Annotated in this window: 14 protein-coding genes and 1 pseudogene; 4 read left to right on the top strand and 11 right to left on the bottom strand. The window is 65.6% G+C overall.

What is annotated here, in order from left to right; translation table 11 throughout:
* Positions 1-29: 29 nt before the first annotated feature.
* Genes AC628_RS11970 through AC628_RS11955 form a run of 4 tightly spaced genes read right to left on the bottom strand, consistent with a single transcriptional unit; the run spans position 30 to position 3,880 of the window.
* A complete protein-coding gene (locus tag AC628_RS11970; protein ID WP_074127012.1) occupies positions 30-1,253 on the bottom strand; it encodes an ABC transporter substrate-binding protein in 1,224 nt (407 codons plus the stop codon).
* 23 nt (positions 1,254-1,276) lie between these two features.
* The gene (locus AC628_RS11965; protein WP_074127011.1) at positions 1,277-2,227 is read right to left on the bottom strand and encodes a PDR/VanB family oxidoreductase; all 951 of its coding nucleotides are present in this window, start codon (positions 2,225-2,227) and stop codon (positions 1,277-1,279) included.
* Complete coding sequence (locus AC628_RS11960) at positions 2,224-3,543, bottom strand: Rieske 2Fe-2S domain-containing protein (RefSeq protein ID WP_074127010.1); 1,320 nt, start codon at positions 3,541-3,543, stop codon at positions 2,224-2,226. The genes AC628_RS11965 and AC628_RS11960 overlap by 4 nt, the downstream gene beginning before the upstream one ends.
* 13 nt (positions 3,544-3,556) lie before the next feature.
* The gene (locus tag AC628_RS11955; RefSeq protein ID WP_074127009.1) at positions 3,557-3,880 is read right to left on the bottom strand and encodes a hypothetical protein; all 324 of its coding nucleotides are present in this window, start codon (positions 3,878-3,880) and stop codon (positions 3,557-3,559) included.
* Between the two features lie 172 nt (positions 3,881-4,052).
* Here AC628_RS11955 and AC628_RS11950 point away from each other — a divergent pair, with 172 nt between their 5' ends.
* The gene (locus AC628_RS11950) at positions 4,053-4,571 is read left to right on the top strand and encodes a MarR family winged helix-turn-helix transcriptional regulator (protein ID WP_245321134.1); all 519 of its coding nucleotides are present in this window, start codon (positions 4,053-4,055) and stop codon (positions 4,569-4,571) included.
* 8 nt (positions 4,572-4,579) lie between these two features.
* Here the strand turns inward: AC628_RS11950 and AC628_RS11945 are convergent, their stop codons facing one another.
* From AC628_RS11945 to AC628_RS11930, 4 genes are read right to left on the bottom strand one after another with little or no spacing between them, the layout of a single operon-like run.
* Positions 4,580-5,773, bottom strand: coding sequence for a CaiB/BaiF CoA transferase family protein (locus AC628_RS11945; protein ID WP_074127007.1), 1,194 nt, complete (start codon positions 5,771-5,773; stop codon positions 4,580-4,582).
* A gap of 10 nt (positions 5,774-5,783) precedes the next feature.
* Positions 5,784-8,021: an acyl-CoA dehydrogenase family protein gene (locus AC628_RS11940; RefSeq protein ID WP_074127006.1), complete on the bottom strand. Its 2,238-nt coding sequence runs from the start codon at positions 8,019-8,021 to the stop codon at positions 5,784-5,786.
* 9 nt (positions 8,022-8,030) lie between these two features.
* The gene (locus tag AC628_RS11935; RefSeq protein ID WP_245321133.1) at positions 8,031-8,840 is read right to left on the bottom strand and encodes an enoyl-CoA hydratase/isomerase family protein; all 810 of its coding nucleotides are present in this window, start codon (positions 8,838-8,840) and stop codon (positions 8,031-8,033) included.
* A 56-nt stretch (positions 8,841-8,896) separates the two neighbouring features.
* Positions 8,897-9,763 (bottom strand): FadR/GntR family transcriptional regulator, encoded by an 867-nt coding sequence (locus tag AC628_RS11930; RefSeq protein ID WP_083632790.1) that lies wholly within the window; start codon positions 9,761-9,763, stop codon positions 8,897-8,899.
* Between the two features lie 15 nt (positions 9,764-9,778).
* On the opposite strand from AC628_RS11930, the pseudogene AC628_RS45230 reads away from it, so the two are divergent.
* The 3 genes and pseudogenes from AC628_RS45230 to AC628_RS11920 all read left to right on the top strand — a co-directional run.
* A pseudogene (locus AC628_RS45230) lies at positions 9,779-10,408 on the top strand (acyl-CoA dehydrogenase family protein); the annotation flags it as partial.
* A 22-nt stretch (positions 10,409-10,430) separates the two neighbouring features.
* On the top strand, positions 10,431-10,985 hold the full coding sequence (locus tag AC628_RS45225; RefSeq protein ID WP_245321132.1) for an acyl-CoA dehydrogenase family protein: 555 nt from the start codon (positions 10,431-10,433) through the stop codon (positions 10,983-10,985).
* Between the two features lie 52 nt (positions 10,986-11,037).
* Entirely contained in the window at positions 11,038-12,237 is a 1,200-nt protein-coding gene (locus AC628_RS11920) for an ABC transporter substrate-binding protein (RefSeq protein ID WP_502689713.1), read from the top strand.
* Between the two features lie 45 nt (positions 12,238-12,282).
* Here the strand turns inward: AC628_RS11920 and hutU are convergent, their stop codons facing one another.
* The 3 genes from hutU to hutI are packed head-to-tail and all read right to left on the bottom strand — an operon-like array spanning position 12,283 to position 16,742.
* Positions 12,283-13,953, bottom strand: coding sequence for a urocanate hydratase (gene hutU / locus AC628_RS11915; protein WP_074127004.1), 1,671 nt, complete (start codon positions 13,951-13,953; stop codon positions 12,283-12,285).
* 18 nt (positions 13,954-13,971) lie between these two features.
* A complete protein-coding gene (hutH, locus tag AC628_RS11910; RefSeq protein ID WP_074127003.1) occupies positions 13,972-15,531 on the bottom strand; it encodes a histidine ammonia-lyase in 1,560 nt (519 codons plus the stop codon).
* Positions 15,528-16,742 carry an imidazolonepropionase gene (gene hutI / locus AC628_RS11905; protein ID WP_074127002.1) on the bottom strand — a complete coding sequence of 405 codons (1,215 nt, stop codon included), beginning with the start codon at positions 16,740-16,742 and terminating at the stop codon, positions 15,528-15,530. Before hutI ends, hutH begins: the two co-directional genes overlap by 4 nt.
* Between the last annotated feature and the right edge of the window lie 52 nt (positions 16,743-16,794).

The following is a 16,794-nucleotide window of genomic DNA, read 5'->3' as shown; positions in this document are numbered from 1 at the left end:
TGTTGATCCGCGGATCGCGGCCGTCGTCGTCAATTGCTCTTCGATGACTCGACGAGCGAGCAACCGCCCTGGTCGAGCGGCCGGAACGCTTCCGGCCCGGACAACACGCCGACCTGCTCCAACAGATCCCGCTTGCTCTTCGACGCAGTCGGGCTCTTCACTTTCAGGATGTACATGTTGTGAATGGCGCGGCCGTCGGCGCGCACCACGACCGGCCCGAACAAGGCGTCGTCGATCGGCGTCTCCTTCAGCTTCTGGATCACCGCCGGCGCGTCGTTGGTTCCTGCCGCCAACGCCGCGTTCAGATAGGCCAGCACCGAGGAATAGACGCCGGCGTGGAACGCGGTCGGCGATTGCCCGTGTTGCCGCTCGCTGAACCTGGCCGACCAGGCACGGCTGGCATCGTCGAGGTCCCAGTAGAACGGCTGGGTGATGATCAGTCCCTCGCCGACCGCAAGGCCACTCGACTCCACGTCGTTGGTGGTGGTGAGCAGCGCTGCGAAAGTGCGTCCGCTCTGCTTCAGCCCGAACTCGGCGGATTGCTTGATCAGGCTGACGGTGTCGCCGCCGGCGGTCGCGAACGCGATCACGTCGGCGCCCGAACCTTCGGCCTGCAAAATGAACGAGGCATAGTCCGCATTGTTGATCGGCACATTGACCGATCCGAGAACGGTCCCGCCACCGGTGCTGATCACCGCCGTCCCGTCGCGCACCATCGACTTGCCGAGCGCATTGTCGGTGGCGATGAAGTACCATTTCTTGCCGCCGTGGCGCACGAGATAGGCGCCGATGGTATGCGAGGCCGCCCAGGTGTCGAATGTCCATTGGATCGTGTTGGGCGAGCAGTACTTTCCGGTCAGGTCGGAAGACGCCGCACTCGAGGCAATCAGCGCCGCCTTGGTGCCGCGCACGACCTCGTTGACGGCGAGCCCGACGGCCGAGTTCGGCACGTCGGCGACCGCGTCGACCTTCTCCTGATCGATCCAGCGGCGCGCGATGGCGGCGCCGACATCCGCCTTGTTCTGGTGATCGGCCGCGACGATCTCGACCTTGAAGTCCGGATGAAGCCGCATGAAATCCTCGGCGGCCATTTTTGCCGCCGTCACCGAACCTTCGCCGGCATTATCCGAATAAGGGCCGGACCCGTCGTTGAGCACGCCGATCTTCAAGGACCGTGCAGGGTCCGCCGACGCCGGCGAACCGGCGCAAAGGACCAGAAGAGATATTCCGACAACACGCGAAAGATACTTCATTGGTTCCACCCGTGGATTTGTTCTTAGAGATCGAGCACGAGTGTGCGGGATCTGGCGCCCGAGCAGCAGATCATGACGCTCTTGTTCGCCGCCTGCTCTTCCTCGCTCAGAAACTGGTCGCGATGGTCGGGTATGCCCTCGAGCACGCGCGTCTCGCAGGTGCCGCAGACCCCCTCGGTGCAGGAGTAATTCGCGGCGATCCCGGCCTCCAGCAACGCATCGAGGATGGTCTTGCCGGCCTCGACCGCAACGGTGCGATTGCTTCGCGCAAGCTTGACCTCGAAGCCGCCTTCAGTCGCCGGAACTTCCCGCGCCTTGAAATATTCGACATGCACGCGATCGGCCGGGCGACCAGCCGTCGCCGCCTCGAACGCCTCGAGCATGGGCACCGGACCGCAGCAGTAAAGATGCGCGTGAGCCGGCGCGTTTTTGACGATAGCCGCAAGATCGAACACACGACCCGATCGCTCGTCGTCGAAATCGAGATGTACCTTCGATCGAAACGTGCCGAGCTCGTCGAGAAATGCGGCCGCGGCGCGCGTCCTCGCGGCATAGAACAGGTCCCAGCGGCGTTCGAGCGCATCCAGACGCCGGATCATCGATAGCAGGGGCGTGATGCCGATCCCACCGGCGATCAGGATCGAATGCTCGGCCTCTTCATGAAGCGCGAAGTTATTGCGCGGCATGGAGATCGTCATGACATCCCCGACCCTGACGGTGTCGAGAACGAAGCTGGAGCCGCCGCGGCTCTCGGCATCCTTGTTGACCGCGATGACGTAGCGATGCCGCTCGCGCTGGTCGTTGACCAGTGAGTAGCTGCGGATCATACCGTTCGACAGATGCAGGTCGATATGACTACCGGCCGTAAACGGAGCCAGCTCGCTGCCGGTCCGCGCAATCAGCTCGTAGGAGTGGATCCGCTCGGCCTCGTAGCCGATGCGCTTGACCAAGACCTCCTGGTTCGATGCGTTCACAGCTCGTACCCGAAATCGGCACCGAGCTTTGCCCGCATGAACGGTGCGCCGACATCGACCCAGGAATCCTCCGGCGGCAGCCGCAGCGACACCGCTCGCACCAAGAACACGTCGGGATCCAGGACCCCCTTTGGCTTGATCGCGTGATCACGATAGGCGCCGAGCGCCTCCAGAATGAAGCGCCGCGTCATCGCGATGCCGGTATCGCTAGAACAGAGTGTCTCCTTGGTGCGATCGAAGATCGGCGAGACGCCGCTCTGGCAGGCGCCGTCCTGCACCCAGAGCCCCGGCAGGCCCGAGAACCAGGTGGTCCGCTGCGCGTCGTAGTCGAATTGAAAGCCGTTCTGCGGATTGTATTTGGTCCAGTAGCCGGCATACGGCACCGTCGGCGGATGCTGCACCAGCGCGTGGCGGCTGGCATGACCGCTCTCGCGGCCCTTGTGTCCTTCGGCGAACACCTGCCGCGTTTTCTCCAGCAGCGGCTCCGACGGATGATAGGAGAACATGATGCAGAGCGTGTTCTCGTCGTCGATCGGCACCCAGGCATGCCCGCTCAGATCCGGGAACGGCGAGAGCGGAGGCACCAGCGTATAGAACGGCAGCAGGAACTGGTTGACCCGCCAGTACAGCGTGTTGGCATCGTAGTTGCGCCGCGCCGCGATGCTCATGCCAAAATCCTGCTTGATGCATTCGAAGGTCGGCCGCAGGTCGCGCTTCTGGATCCAGGCGCTCGTGGTGCCCTGCGCATCCAGCCGGCCGTGAAGCAGCGGCGCATGCGCCGAGTCGATCTCGCCCTCGACGGCCTGCAACCAATTGCACTCCTGGACGCGAACCGAGATGTGCACCTGCTCGGCCGGCACCAGATTCCATTCGAGGTTCGGCAGCGGCGGCAGTTCGGCCTGATCTGGACCCATATAGGTCCAGATCATTCCGTTACGCTCCTTGCAGGGATAAGCCTTGATCCGCACCCGCTCCTTGAGGCGGCTGCGCATCGGCTCTGCCGGCATATCCGTCACCGCGCCGGTGACGTCGAACTTCCAGCCGTGATAGACGCAGCGCAGCCCGCAATCCTCGTTTCGTGCGAAGATCAACGGCGCGCCGCGATGCGGGCAGGCCTGATCGACCAGCCCGACGCGTCCCTCAGTGTCGCGGAACGCGACCAGATCCTCGCCGAGCAGCCGGATGCGCTTCGGCTGTCCGTCCTTGGCGAGGTCCGCCGACGGCAGGAAGGGAATCCAGTACAGGCGAAAGAGGTCGCCGAGCGGCGTGCCCTTGCCGACCCTCACCAGGCGTTCATTGTCTTCGCGCGAGAGCATGGGTTTGCCTCCTTCAATTGCGTGCAGTCGGGGCCGCCGCGCCGAGAAGCGCGGCGACACGGTCGGACAGTCCGAGATCCCTTGCGGTCCAAAGCGGATCGGATGCGGTGAGCGGCTTGCGTGGAATCGGTGGCTGCTTGCCCTGCTCCACCAGGCCGACGATCAATTCGATGCGACGCCGCTCGAGCTCCCGCAATGCGTCCTCGACGACGGCGGCTTCCGCCGTGCATCCCGGCAGCTCCGGATAGGCAAGCCGAACCCGCCACTGCCCCGGCTCGGTTTCGACCGCCTCGGCCTCAAGCAGATAGGGAATCGACAGCAGCTCACGCAGGTCCAACAGCAACCTCCCTGAACGACGTCTTCGCGTCCATTTGATACGTATACGTACTACGTTGTCGGATAGCTGACAAGGACCGAAAACAATTGCACCGTGCTGGGAACAGGCTGGGGTGCGATTTACCGCAGGGTTGAGGACGTCAGGCCAAGCTGCTAACGGCTAACGCGAATTCGTGAAATCGGGGTCCAACGACGGCATGGCAGCCGACAAGGCGAAGAAGACCGGCTCGGCCGCAGACGTTGCGCGCGACTGGCAACTTGAAGGCGGCGTCGGATTTCTGCTGCGGCTGCTCGAGGCCCGCTACGACGGGCTCTACCAAAGCATGACGCGCCAGAGCGACATCACGCCGCGGCAGTTCGGCGTGCTGATGGCGCTGTACCAGTTGGGTCCGCTCACACCCTCGGTGTTGGCGGAGCGGATCAGTTGCGACCGCAACACGCTCAGCGAGATGCTGAAGCGCATGGTCGCGCGCAAACTGGTCTCAAAGAAGGACAATCCGGACGATCGCCGCTCGCTCCAGGTGCAGATCACCGCCAAGGGCGAGGAAGCGCTCCTGGCCGTCATTCCGGCTGCGGCCGAGTTGCAAAACATCATGCTGGCTCCCCTGCGCAAGGAAGACCGCGCGCATTTCCTGAAATGCCTGCTGGCGATCGCGAAGGCTCCGCCGCCGGAGGCTCCGTCCGATACCTGAGATCGCGGCTAGGCCTGGGCTCTGCCGAACGTGCCCGCAGCCGCGAGTGCCGCGATTGCGTCCGGCGACAATCCGAGGATCCGCGACAGCACATCGTCCCGCTGCGCGCCGATCCCGGGGACCTGACTTCCCATCGGCGTGTCGGCCCCGGACATCTGCCATGGCGCATTGACGCCGACGAAGTCGCCGGCGCCATCCGAGACCGTCGCAAACACACCACGCTCGCGCAAATGGGCATCGGTCAGCGCCGCGCCCGGCGTCCGGTATTCGGCGCATGGGACGCCGGCGCGATCCAGCGCCGCGATGCATTCCGCGACGGTGTGGCGCTCCGTCCATCGCTCGATGACCTGCATCATGGCGGTCCAATTGGCGCCGCGCGCCGGAATGGACGCAAAGCGCGGATCGTTCGCCAGCTCTTGCTGTCCGGTCACCTCGCAGAGCGCCGCAAAATTGCGCGGTGTCACCGGGGCGATCAGGATATCGCCGTCGCGGGTGCGAACCGGCCCGTAGGTCGGACGCGGCGCGCGGATCGGGAATTGCGCTTCCTGAAGCTCATAGACCAGCAGATTGAGCATGCAGTCCATCAAGGCCACATCGACACGCTGCCCCTTCCCGGTGCGCTCACGCTGGACCATCGCGGTCTGAATCGCGGAATAGCCGAAGATGCCGCCGAGGATGTCCGCGACAAAGATCGCCCCTGCCGCGGGACGCTCCCGGTCGCCGGCATAGCGCATCAGCGAGGTATCGAATCCGCTCTCGGCATGCACGATCATCGCATAAGCCGCGCGCTCGGCAGCGGGGCCCGTCTGTCCATAGCCCGAGATCGAGCAATAGATCAGGCGCGGGTTGATCTCGCGGAGCGCCTCATAGCCGAGGCCGAGCCGGTCCATGACACCGGGGCGGAAGTTCTCGACGACAATGTCTGCTTCCGCGACCATGCGATGCACCAGCTTGATGGCGTCGGCGTTCTTCAGGTCCAGCGCCAGGCTGCGCTTGCCGGCATTGAGCTGGCCGAAATAGGTGCTGTGGCCGTCGCGCAGCGGCGTCCGCAGCCGCATATCGTCGCCCTCCGGCGGCTCGATCTTGATGACCTCGGCGCCGACGTCGGCGAGCAGCCGCGCGCAATACGGCCCCGCCACCATGATGGAAAAATCCAGCACCCGCACCCCGGCGAGCGGCGCCCTGTCGCCATCCTTCTGCATCCGATCTCTCCTATCTCGGCAGCCCGAGCGCGCGTTGCGCGATCAGGCTGCGCTGGATCTCGTTGGTCCCGATGCTGATCACCCACATCAGCGAATGCCGCAGGTTCTGCTCGAAGCGGCCATTGTCGATGGCGCCCGGCATCTGTTCGGACAGCGCGGCGCGCATCCCGAGAATGTCGAGCGCGGCCTCGCCGAAGCGTTCCATCAGCTCGCCGGAAAACACCTTGCTGATCGCGCCATACTCCGGCGGCGTCGCGCCATCGGCGGCGAGCTCGGCACAATGCATCATCAGGAGACGGCCGATCTCGATCTCCGACGCCAGGGTCGCCATTTTGTCGCGGACGATGGGATCATCGGCGAGCGACCGATCACCGTGCTTCGCCATCACGTGCGAACGGAGCTGCTCGAAGGCGTGCGCCACCTTCAGAACGATGCCGCCGCCGACCAGCCCGCGCTCGAAGGCCAGCGCGCCGGTCAACACCTTCCAGCCGCCATTGACCTCGCCGACCAGGTTCTCGGCGGGAATCCTCACATTGTCGTAGAAGATGTTGGCGAAGGTACCGTCATACATCGTGGCGGACGGCCGGATCGTGATGCCCGGCGCATCCATCGGCACGATGAACATGCTGATGCCGGCATGCGGCGGCTTTGCGTCCTTGTCGGTCCGCGCGGCGAGGAACATGTATTTGCCCCACCAGGTGGTGGTCCAGATCTTCTGGCCGTTGATCACCCAGTGATCGCCGTCCCTGATCCCACTGGTGCGCAGCGCCGCAAGGTCCGAGCCCGCCTGCGGCTCGCTGTAACCCATGCCGTGCATGGCTTCGCCGCGCAGGATCTCCGGAAGATATTCTTGTTGCTGCTCTGCCGTGCCGAACATCATCAGCGCATTGGCCTGGATCGCAGCGCCGATCCGCGGCGCCTCGCCCTGCTCCATCGTCTCCATGAAGGCGATCTGCTCCAGCGCAGAGCGGGCCTGACCGCCGAATTGCTCCGGCCATCCGAGGCCGATCCATCCCGTTTCGCCCATATCGCGGGCGAAGCCGGCATCGAACTCGCGCTTGGCGAACGGCCTCCGGTCGAACGCCTGCTTGGTATCTCCGGTCCAGTTCTGCGCGAGCCAGAGCCGGACCTGCTCACGAAACGCATTTCCGGCGGTCCCGAGGTCGTATTGCGGCAGCCCGTCGCCGCCGGCATCCAGGAGCCGCGCGGCCAACCTGCGTTTTGCATCCGACGCGCCGCCGAGCGCGATCGTATCGAGATGCACGCGCTTGAAATGGATCGGCGCCTCGTGCTCCTCGGCATAGCCGATCGCCCCGAACGTATGCTGGATCTCCAGCGCGACCTGCCGCAGCGCATTGCCGGAGAACGCCGATGCGCAATCGGCGAAATAACGCCAGTCGGCGTCGCCGCCATCGTGCAGTCTGGCGGTATGCGCAAGGATCAGCCTGACGCCTTCGAGCGCGATCAGGCAGTTGGCGAGCTTGTGCTGGATCGCCTGGAACTTGCCGATCGGCTGCCCGAACTGGTGCCGCTCCTTGGCGTAGTCCACGGCGAGCTCAAACGCACGCCGAGCCGCGCCGTAAGCGCGCGCGGTCAGCGCGACCTTGCCCGCGATGCGGAGATCGTCGAGGTCGAGCGTCCCCAGGGGAATGCGCGTGAGCGGCGCCGCGTTCAGCCTGACTTCGTAAGATCCCCAGGCCCCCATCGCGCGCGACGCGACGCGTTCGATACCGGGACCGCCGAGATCGATCAGCGCAAGATGGGCCCGATCGAGCGCGACCAGAAGATGCGTCGCGCTCCCCGCAGCCTCGACAAAGCGAAGCACGCCTGTTGCCCCGAAGTCGGCGACCTCAACCGAGCCCGTGCCGACGTCGGGATCCAGAGCGCCGAACGAGAAGGCGACGATTGCCTCCCCCGAATGCAACCGCTCCACGAGATCCGCCGCGATCTCGACCTTTGATCCGGCGATCGCAAGATTGGTGAGCGCGGCGGACCACACCGGCGCCGGGCAGCCGGCGCGACCAAGCTCCTCCATGACGACGAGGATTTCGGCCAGCCCGCCTTCGCCACCATCGGCACCGAGCGCGGCCACGCCCTGCCCGACCAGCTTGCGCCAGATCGCCGACACCTCGTCCGGCAAGGACGACGCCGTTACGCCCAGCGGACGCCAATGCTCGTCCAGGAATCCGCGCAAGGAGTCGCGCAGCATTCCCGTGACATCGTCGCTCGACAATTCGGTCGCCGCCATGAGCCCGGCCTATGCCTGGCCGAACCTGGGCTTGCGCTTCTCCTTGAACGACATGGTCGCTTCCTTGTGGTCGGCGGTCTCGAACGTCACCTGCTCCAGCGCCATCGAGGCCTCCAGCAGCATGTTGACGCGCTCCTTGACGATCTGGTTGATCGACAGCTTGGTCCAGCGAATGGCCCAGGTCGGACCGTTGGCGAGTTCGACCGCGATCGCACGGGCCTTGGCCGGCACCTCCGCGCGCGGCGCGACGTGATTGACCAGCCCAATCCGCTCCGCCTCGTTGCCCTTCAGCAGCGTGCCGCGGATCAGGAATTCCTTGGCCTTGTTGATGCCGACCAAGAGCGGCCAGATCACCGTGCCGCCGTCGCCCGCGACCAGGCCGACGCGCGAGACATGGGTGTCGCCGATCCGCGCATCCTCCGCCATCACGGTGATGTCGCAGAGCAGCGCGTGGGTCGCCGCGAGGCCGATGGCATCGCCATTGATCGCCGCAATGATCGGCTTGTCGAGCTCGAGCTGACGCGTCACGCCACGCCGGCTGATCATGGGATCGTGCACCTCGCCCTCTTCGAGCACGTCGCCGCCCGGCCGCTCCGACATCGCCTTCACGTCACCGCCGACGCTGAAGAAGTCTCCGGCGCCGGTCAGCACCACGGCATTGACAGCATGGTCGTCGGCGAGGTCGTCCCAGATCGTCCGCAACTCGCGGATCAGCTTCTGATTGATGGCGTTGCGCGCCTGCGGGCGATTCAAGGTTACGGTCGCGACCTTGTCCGCGACCTCGACCGTCAGGCATTCATACTTGGCGTAATTGGACACGTTTGCCTCCGTTGTATTGCTGTTTGAGTTGTTGATTGACTGAAAGGGTTGGTGCGCTACCGGCGCATCCCGGGCTGCACGTCGGCCAACGCGACGTGCAGCGACATCGCTCCCGGATCCTGTTCCAGCATCCGCTGCACGGATTCCAGGTGCGACCGCAGCAGCCGGCTTGCCAGCGCCACGTCTCGCTCGCTGAGCGCCGCCAGGAATTGCCGCCGCTTTTCCGCCAGCCGCGCCATCGCGACCCCGCTCGAGGCCACCTTGGCGTAGACGAAGCGCATGTGGATCTCGGTGACCGAGTCGACGATCATCGCGATCACCTTGTTGCCGGTCGAGGCCGCAAGAAGCTTGTAGAACTCGCGCGAGCATTCGACCCGGTCGAGCAACCGCCCCTCCCTGGTCGCAAGCTCGGTCCGCTCGATATTGGCTTCCAGCGCATCGAGGTCGGCCCGGCGCGCGTTCGCGCAGGCCAGCTGCACCACGAGGTCTAGCACGTGGACCCGCGCCTCCGACAATTCCCGCACCGAAATCGTCCCGAGGCTCAGCATGTCGCGCATGACCTCGTTCATGCGGCGGGTATCGCCCTGCTGGATGAAGGCGCCGCCCTTGACGCCCTTCTGCAGCCGCAGCACGCCGGCCATCTCCAGGCTGCGCAGCGCTTCCCGCAGCACATTGCGGCTGACGCCGAGCTGCTGCGCCAGCTCGCGCTCGGCCGGCAATTTGTCGCCTGGCTTCAGCACGCCGAGCGCCAGCTGCTCGCGAATCCGCTCGCAGATCTCCTCGAACGTCCGCCTGGTGTGGATCGGCTTGAATGTCGGCGCGGCCGCGGCGCCGGCCGCCCGATGATCGACGGCCCGCTCCCGCCGGTTCGGCGAGGCGGTGCGGGAGCGCTGCGGCGCGCGAGGGCTTGACTTGGTGCTCATGCGGTGAATTATTAAATGGATCACCCATTCAATGGAAGCCCCTTTTTGGCATCCAGCAAAGAAAACGTAACGGGAGCCGGTATGAGTTTTTCCGAGGAGCAGGTCGCGTTCCGCGACAATGTGCGCAGGATGGTCGCGAGGCACGTGGCGCCGATCGCCGCCGAGATCGATGAAACCGACCGCTTCCCGCTCGAGCTGGTCAAGCTGTTCGGCGAGATGGGGCTGATGCAGCTCTGGGTGCCGGAGCGCTATGGCGGCCCGAACGGCAACCTGACCATGGCCTGCATCGCGCGCGAGGAGATCTCGAAGGTCTCGCCCGCTTGCGCATCGATCGCGGCGCTCAACACCATGTTCATCATGCCGCTGCTGCATTTCGGCTCGGAAGAGCAGCGCCAGAAATACTTGCCGATCATCGCCCAAGGCGGCGTGGTCACGGCGATCGCGATCTCGGAGCCGCAGGCCGGCTCCGACGTCGCCGCGCTCAACACCCGCGCCCGGAAGGACGGCGACAGCTACGTCCTGAACGGCCGCAAGCAGTGGTGCAGCTACGGCGTCGTCGCCGACTACATCGTGGTGATGGCGCGGACCAGCGACGGCGCCGGCGCCGATGGCATCAGCGCCTTCATCGTCGAACCGAAGACAATGCCTGGCATCACCTTCGGCCGCCATGAGCGCAAGATGGGCTTTCGCGGCGCCCCCCAACACGCCGATCTTCTTCGACAATGTCCGGGTCCCGGCCGAAAATCTCGTCGGCGAGGAAGGCAAGGGTTTCCGCGCGTCGATGCGCGCGCTCGACCTCAACCGGCCGACCATCGGCGCCCAGTCGGTCGGCCTTGCGCAAGGCGCGCTCGATGCCTGCATCGCCTACGCCAAGGAGCGCAAGCAATTCAAGCAGCCGATCGCCGAGTTCCAGGGCGTGCAGTTCATGCTCGCCGACATGGCCATGCAGATCGAGGCGGCCCGCGCCCTTGTCTATGAATGCGCGCGCGCCGGCGATGCCGGCGACTGGAAGCGGCTCAACGTGCTTGCCAGCATGGCGAAGTGCGTCGGCAGCGACATGGCCATGAAGGTCACGACCGACGCGGTCCAGATCTTCGGCGGCTACGGCTACACCATGGACTACCCGGTCGAGCGCATGATGCGCGACGCCAAGCTGACCCAGATTTTCGAAGGCACCAACCAGATCCAGCGCGTGGTGATCGCCCGCGAGCTGCTGCGCTAGCGCAGATTTCAACAAGAAACGAATTACAGGGAGAACGACCTTGAACCACCTCATCGACCGGGCGCTGGCAGTTGTCGCGCTGTCGGCCCTACTGGCGGCGCCTGCCTATGCGCAGAAAGCCTACGGTCCCGGCGTCAGCGATACCGAGATCAAGCTCGGCCAGTCGACGCCGCTGAGCGGCCCGGCCTCCGCCTTCGGCGCAGGCGCCGGGCGCGCCGTGGTCGGCTATTTCGAGATGCTGAACGCGAAGGGCGGCATCAACGGCCGCAAGATCAACTTCACCCAGCTCGACAACGCCTACAGCGCGCCGAAGGCCGTCGAGCAGTCACGCAAGCTGATCGAGGACGTCGGCGTCCTGGCCGAGGTCGGTACGATCGGCACCGCGCCGAACGTCGCGATCCAGAAATATCTCAACGCCAAGCAGGTGCCGCAGCTCTTCATCACCGCCGGCGGACGCCGCTTCAACGATCCCAAAACCTTTCCGTGGACGATTCCGCTCTACCCGGACTTCGAGACCGAGGGCCGCGTCGTCGCCAAGTACATCCTGACCGCAAAGCCCGACGCCAAGATCGGCGTGCTCTACCAGAATGACGACTACGGCAAGGATTATCTCAAGGGTCTCCGCGCCGGCCTCGGTCCCAAGGCCGAGCTGATCGTCGCCCAGGCCTCCTATGAGCTCTCCGACCCGACGATCGACTCGCAGATCGTGCAGCTGAAGGCCGCCGGCGTCGACACGCTGATCGAGCAGTCGTCGTCCAAGGCCGCCGCGCAATCGATCCGCAAGGTCTACGAGCTCGGCTGGAAACCCCTGCACGTGATCGGCGGCTCGACGGCATCGGTCGAGACCATCCTGAAGCCGGCGGGGCTCGAAGCATCGAAGGGGCTGGTCACCACGCAATTCCTCAAGCAGCCGGGCGACCCGGCCTGGGCCAATGACGACGAGGTCAAGGCCTATAAGGAGTTTCTCAAGACGTACGCATCCTCAGCGAATCCAGACGACTACTCCGTACTCGTTGCCTATATGAACGTGCACGCCCTGGAGCTGGCGCTGCGCAAATGCGGCGACGACCTGACCCGCGAGAACCTGATCAAACAGGCGGCCTCGCTGAGCGGCGAGCGGCTGCCGATGATGCTGCCGGGCGTCTCGATCGGCACCCGGCCCGGCGACTACACGCCGTTCAGGACCTTGCGGATCGCAACGTTCGACGGCGAAAGCTGGTCGCTGACCGGTGAGCCGCTGTCGGCCGACTAGGCCGGTTGGCGAGAACCGTCTTCGGCGGCTCTCGCCAACATCACCTCACGCGCGCAAGCTCGGCAGATCGAGCCCATTGGCGCGGGCGCATTCGATCGCGGTCTCATAGCCGGCGTCGGCGTGGCGCATGACGCCGGTCGCAGGATCGTTCCACAGCACGCGTTCGAGCCGGCGCGCCGCCTCCGACGTGCCGTCTGCGACGATCACCATGCCGGCGTGCTGCGAATAACCAATGCCGACGCCGCCGCCGTGATGCAGCGACACCCAGGTGGCGCCGCTCGCGCAATTAAGCAGTGCGTTGAGCAACGGCCAGTCGGACACCGCATCGGAGCCGTCGCGCATCGCCTCGGTCTCGCGGTTCGGGCTGGCCACCGAGCCGCTGTCGAGATGATCGCGGCCGATCACGATCGGCGCCTTGAGCTCGCCCCGCGCCACCATCTCGTTGAAGGCGAGGCCAAGCCGATGGCGGTCGCCGAGACCGACCCAGCAAATTCGCGCCGGCAATCCCTGAAACTTGATGCGCGCCTTCGCCATGTCGAGCCAATTATGCAGATGGCCATCGTTGGGCATCAGCTCCTTGACCTTGGCATCGGTCTTGAAGATGTCCTCGGGATCGCCCGATAGCGCCGCCCAGCGGAACGGACCGACGCCGCGGCAAAACAGCGGACGGATATAGGCCGGAACGAAGCCCGGAAAATCGAACGCCTGCTTCAGGCCCATGTCCTTGGCCATCTGGCGGATGTTGTTGCCGTAGTCGAGCGTCGGGATTCCCTGCGCGTGGAAATCCAGCATGGCCTGGACGTGATCGACCATCGAGGTCTTGGCCGCAGTCTCGACCGCCTTCGGATCGGCGGCGCGCCGCGCTTCCCAATCGGCGAGTGTCCACCCCTTCGGCAAATAGCCGTTGATCGGATCATGGGCGCTGGTCTGGTCGGTGACGATGTCCGGCCGCACGCCGCGCCGCACCAGTTCGGGAAAGATCTCGGCCGCATTTCCGAGCAGACCGACCGAGACAGGCTTCCCGCTCTTGGTCGCGTCGGCAATGATCGCCAGCGCGTCATCGAGCGTCGCCGCCTGGCGGTCGAGATAGCCCGTGCGCAGCCGCATCTCGATGCGGCTCGGCTGGCATTCGACCGCGAGCATCGAGGCGCCGGCCATGGTCGCGGCCAGCGGCTGCGCGCCACCCATGCCGCCGAGGCCGGCCGTGAGGATCCATTTTCCGGCAAGGCTGCCGCCATAGTGCCGGCGGCCGACCTCGACAAACGTCTCGTAGGTCCCCTGCACGATGCCCTGGCTGCCGATATAGATCCACGAGCCTGCCGTCATCTGCCCGAACATCATCAGGCCCTGGCGATCGAGCTCGTTGAAGTGGTCGAGCGTCGCCCAATGCGGCACCAGGTTCGAGTTGGCGATCAACACGCGCGGCGCATCGGCATGGGTGCGGAAAACGCCGACCGGCTTACCGGATTGCACCAGCAGCGTCTGGTCGCCTTCCAGCTTGCGCAAGGAGGCGGCAATCCGGTCAAAGCTCTCCCAGTCGCGTGCCGCGCGGCCGATGCCGCCATAGACCACGAGCTCGCTCGGACGCTCGGCGACGTCGGGATCCAGATTGTTCATCAACATGCGCAGCGGCGCTTCGGTCAGCCAGCTCTTCGCGCTGATGTCGCTGCCGCGGGGAGCACGGATGATGCGTTCGTTATCCAGTCGGCGGTTCATGACGGGTGTCCCTGTCGGCTAAGCAAGTTTTGGAAACGGATCGATCGAAAGGGCCGCGATCGCGACGACGGGCAACGCGTCGGCTTCGATCAGCGACGCGGCCCGCGCGAGGTCGTCGGCCATGTAGCGGTCGGCGGCGAGTGCCGGAACCTGCGCGCGCAACGCGGCAATCACTGCGGCGAGCGGTGCACTCGTTGAGTGCGGCGCGCGCAGCGTGATGCCTTGTGCGGCGACCAGCAGCTCGATGCCGAGGATCGCCGCGAGATTGTCGGCCATGTCGGACAGCCGGCGCGCGGCGTACGCGGCCATCGAGACGTGATCCTCCTGGTTGGCGCTGGTCGGCGTGGAATCGATCGAGCACGGCATCGCGCGCTGCTTGTTCTCGGCAAAGAGCGCGGCCGCCGTCACTTCGGCGATCATGAACCCGGAATTGATGCCGGGATCGGGCGTCAGGAACGGCGGCAAGCCGAAGTTCAAGGCGGGATCGACGAGGGTCGCGATCCGGCGCTCGCTGGTCGCGCCGATCTCTGAGAGCGCCAGCGCGATCTGATCGGCGGCAAATGCCACCGGCTCGGCGTGAAAATTGCCGCCGGACACGATCTCACCGGTCTCGACCAGCACCAGCGGATTGTCGGTGACGGCATTGGCTTCAATGGTCAGTCCGCGCGCGGCTTGCGCGAGCAAATCGAGCACGGCGCCCGCGACCTGCGGCTGGCAGCGCAGGCAGTATGGATCCTGCACGCGCTCGTCGCCTTCGAGATGCGACTGCCTGATGTCGCTGCCGTCGAGCAGCGCGGTCAAGGTCGCAGCCGCGGCGATCTGGCCGTCATGGCCGCGCAAGGCTTGAATCTCGGGACGGAACGGCACCGTGGAGGCCATCGCCGCATCAACCGAAAGCGCACCGGTCACCAGTGCGGCACACACCAGCCGATGCGCGCGCAGCAGGCCGGAAATCGCATAGGCAGTCGAAAACTGCGTGCCGTTGATCAACGCGAGCCCCTCCTTGGGACCGAGCGTCAGCGGCGCGAGACCGGCAGCAGCAAGCGCGTCTCGACCCGACACGACCTTGCCATCAAGGATTGCCTGTCCCTCCCCGATCATGACCGCGGTCATATGGGCGAGCGGCGCAAGATCGCCGGAGGCGCCGACCGAGCCCTGCTGCGGCACCAGCGGCGAGACGCCGCGCGCCAGCATGCCCTGCAACTGCTCGATCACGTCGCGCCGCACGCCGGACGCGCCGCGCCCGAGCGAGATCACTTTCAACGCCATCATCAGGCGCACGATCGGCTCAGGCGTCGGCGCGCCGACGCCGCAGCAATGCGACAGGATGAGGTTACGCTGGAGCAGCGCCGTCTGGTCAGGCGCGATGCGTGTCGATGCCAGCTTCCCGAATCCGGTATTGATGCCATAGACGGGAACATCGATGTGCGCGGCCTTCGCCACGATCGCCGCAGCAACCTCGACGCGCGGCCAAAATGATGGATCGAGCTCGATTGTCGCACCCGCGAGCACGCGCGCCAGGACGTCGAGCCCGACCGTCCCGGGCGTGACGATATCAGGCGCGTTGGAAGCGCTCATTGTCCCCTCCACACCCGACGGCGCAGCGGATTGAAGCCGATCCGGTAGACCAGCTCGGCGGGGCGCTCGATGTCCCAGATCGCCAGATCACAATATTTGCCGGCTTCGAGCGTACCGGTCTCGGCGAGCATGCCGAGCGCGCGCGCTCCTTCCCGCGTCACCCCGGCGAGGCATTCGGCGACCGTCATCCGGAACAGCGTCGCGCCCATGTTCATGGCAAGCAAGAGAGAGGTCAGAGGCGAACTGCCCGGATTGCAGTCGGTCGCCAGCGCCATGTGCACGCCGTGCTTGCGGAACAGCTCGACCGGCGGCTTCTGCGTTTCACGAATGAAATAGAACGCGCCGGGCAGCAACACGGCCACTGTTCCCGCCTTCGCCATCGCAGCGGCGCCGGCTTCATCGGTATGCTCAAGATGATCGGCCGACAGCGCGGAGAATTGCGCGGCGAGTGCCGCGCCGCCGAGATTCGACAACTGGTCTGCGTGCAGCTTCACCGGGAGCCCCAAAGCGCGCGCCGCCGCGAACACGCGGGCCGTCTGCTCTCCGGAAAATGCGATGCTCTCCATGAACGCGTCGACGGCATCGGCAAGGCCGGTCTTCGCCACGGCCGGAAGCATCTCGTTGCAGACCAGATCGATGTAGCGGTCCTTGTCGCCATTGGCCTCTGGCGGCAGCGCATGCGCGCCGAGAAACGACGTGCGGACCGCGACCTGGCGCAGGCGGCCGAGGCCGCGTGCCGCCGCAAGCTGCCGCATCTCGGTCTCGACATCAAGGCCATAGCCGGACTTGATCTCGACGGTGGTTGCGCCCTCGCCGATCAGCGCGTCGAGCCGCGGCAGCGCGCCGGCGACAAGCTCGGCTTCGGTCGCCTTGCGCGTTGCCGCAACGGTCGAGACGATGCCGCCACCTGCGCGCGCGATCTCCTCATAGCTCGCGCCCTTCAGGCGAAGTTCGAATTCGTGCGCGCGATTGCCGCCGAAGACCAGATGGGTGTGGCAGTCGACCAGTCCGGGCGTAACCCAGCGGCCGGCGCAATCGATCCGTTCGACGGCATCCGCATCCACAGGAAAATCCGCCTGCGCGCCGGCATAGACGATGCGGCCGTCGCGCGCCGCGATCAGGCCCTGCTCGATCTCGCCGAGATCGGCGCGGTCGCCGCGCATCGTGGCGAGTCGGGCGTTGTGCCAGATGCGGTCGAAGCGCTCTGCCATGCGATCGTCCCCTCAAGGTGGGATGCTTGACTTATATGTCTAGACATATAAT

Source organism: Bradyrhizobium sp. NAS96.2 (assembly GCF_001908235.1).
Lineage (GTDB): Bacteria > Pseudomonadota > Alphaproteobacteria > Rhizobiales > Xanthobacteraceae > Bradyrhizobium.
Note: the sequence above shows the minus strand (reverse complement) of the source record. Positions and strands in the feature narration are given on the sequence as shown.

Bases quoted from the DNA above. Each gene is read 5' to 3' on its own strand.
- AC628_RS11970 (WP_074127012.1), bottom strand. From the start codon at position 1,253: ATGAAGTATCTTTCGCGTGTTGTCGGAATATCTCTTCTGGTCCTTTGC.
- AC628_RS11960 (WP_074127010.1), bottom strand. From the start codon at position 3,543: ATGCTCTCGCGCGAAGACAATGAACGCCTGGTGAGGGTCGGCAAGGGC.
- AC628_RS11945 (WP_074127007.1), bottom strand. From the start codon at position 5,773: ATGCAGAAGGATGGCGACAGGGCGCCGCTCGCCGGGGTGCGGGTGCTG.
- AC628_RS11940 (WP_074127006.1), bottom strand. From the start codon at position 8,021: ATGGCGGCGACCGAATTGTCGAGCGACGATGTCACGGGAATGCTGCGC.
- AC628_RS11930 (WP_083632790.1), bottom strand. From the start codon at position 9,763: ATGAGCACCAAGTCAAGCCCTCGCGCGCCGCAGCGCTCCCGCACCGCC.
- AC628_RS45225 (WP_245321132.1), top strand. From the start codon at position 10,431: ATGAGCGCAAGATGGGCTTTCGCGGCGCCCCCCAACACGCCGATCTTC.
- hutU (WP_074127004.1), bottom strand. From the start codon at position 13,953: ATGAACCGCCGACTGGATAACGAACGCATCATCCGTGCTCCCCGCGGC.
- hutH (WP_074127003.1), bottom strand. From the start codon at position 15,531: ATGAGCGCTTCCAACGCGCCTGATATCGTCACGCCCGGGACGGTCGGG.
- hutI (WP_074127002.1), bottom strand. From the start codon at position 16,742: ATGGCAGAGCGCTTCGACCGCATCTGGCACAACGCCCGACTCGCCACG.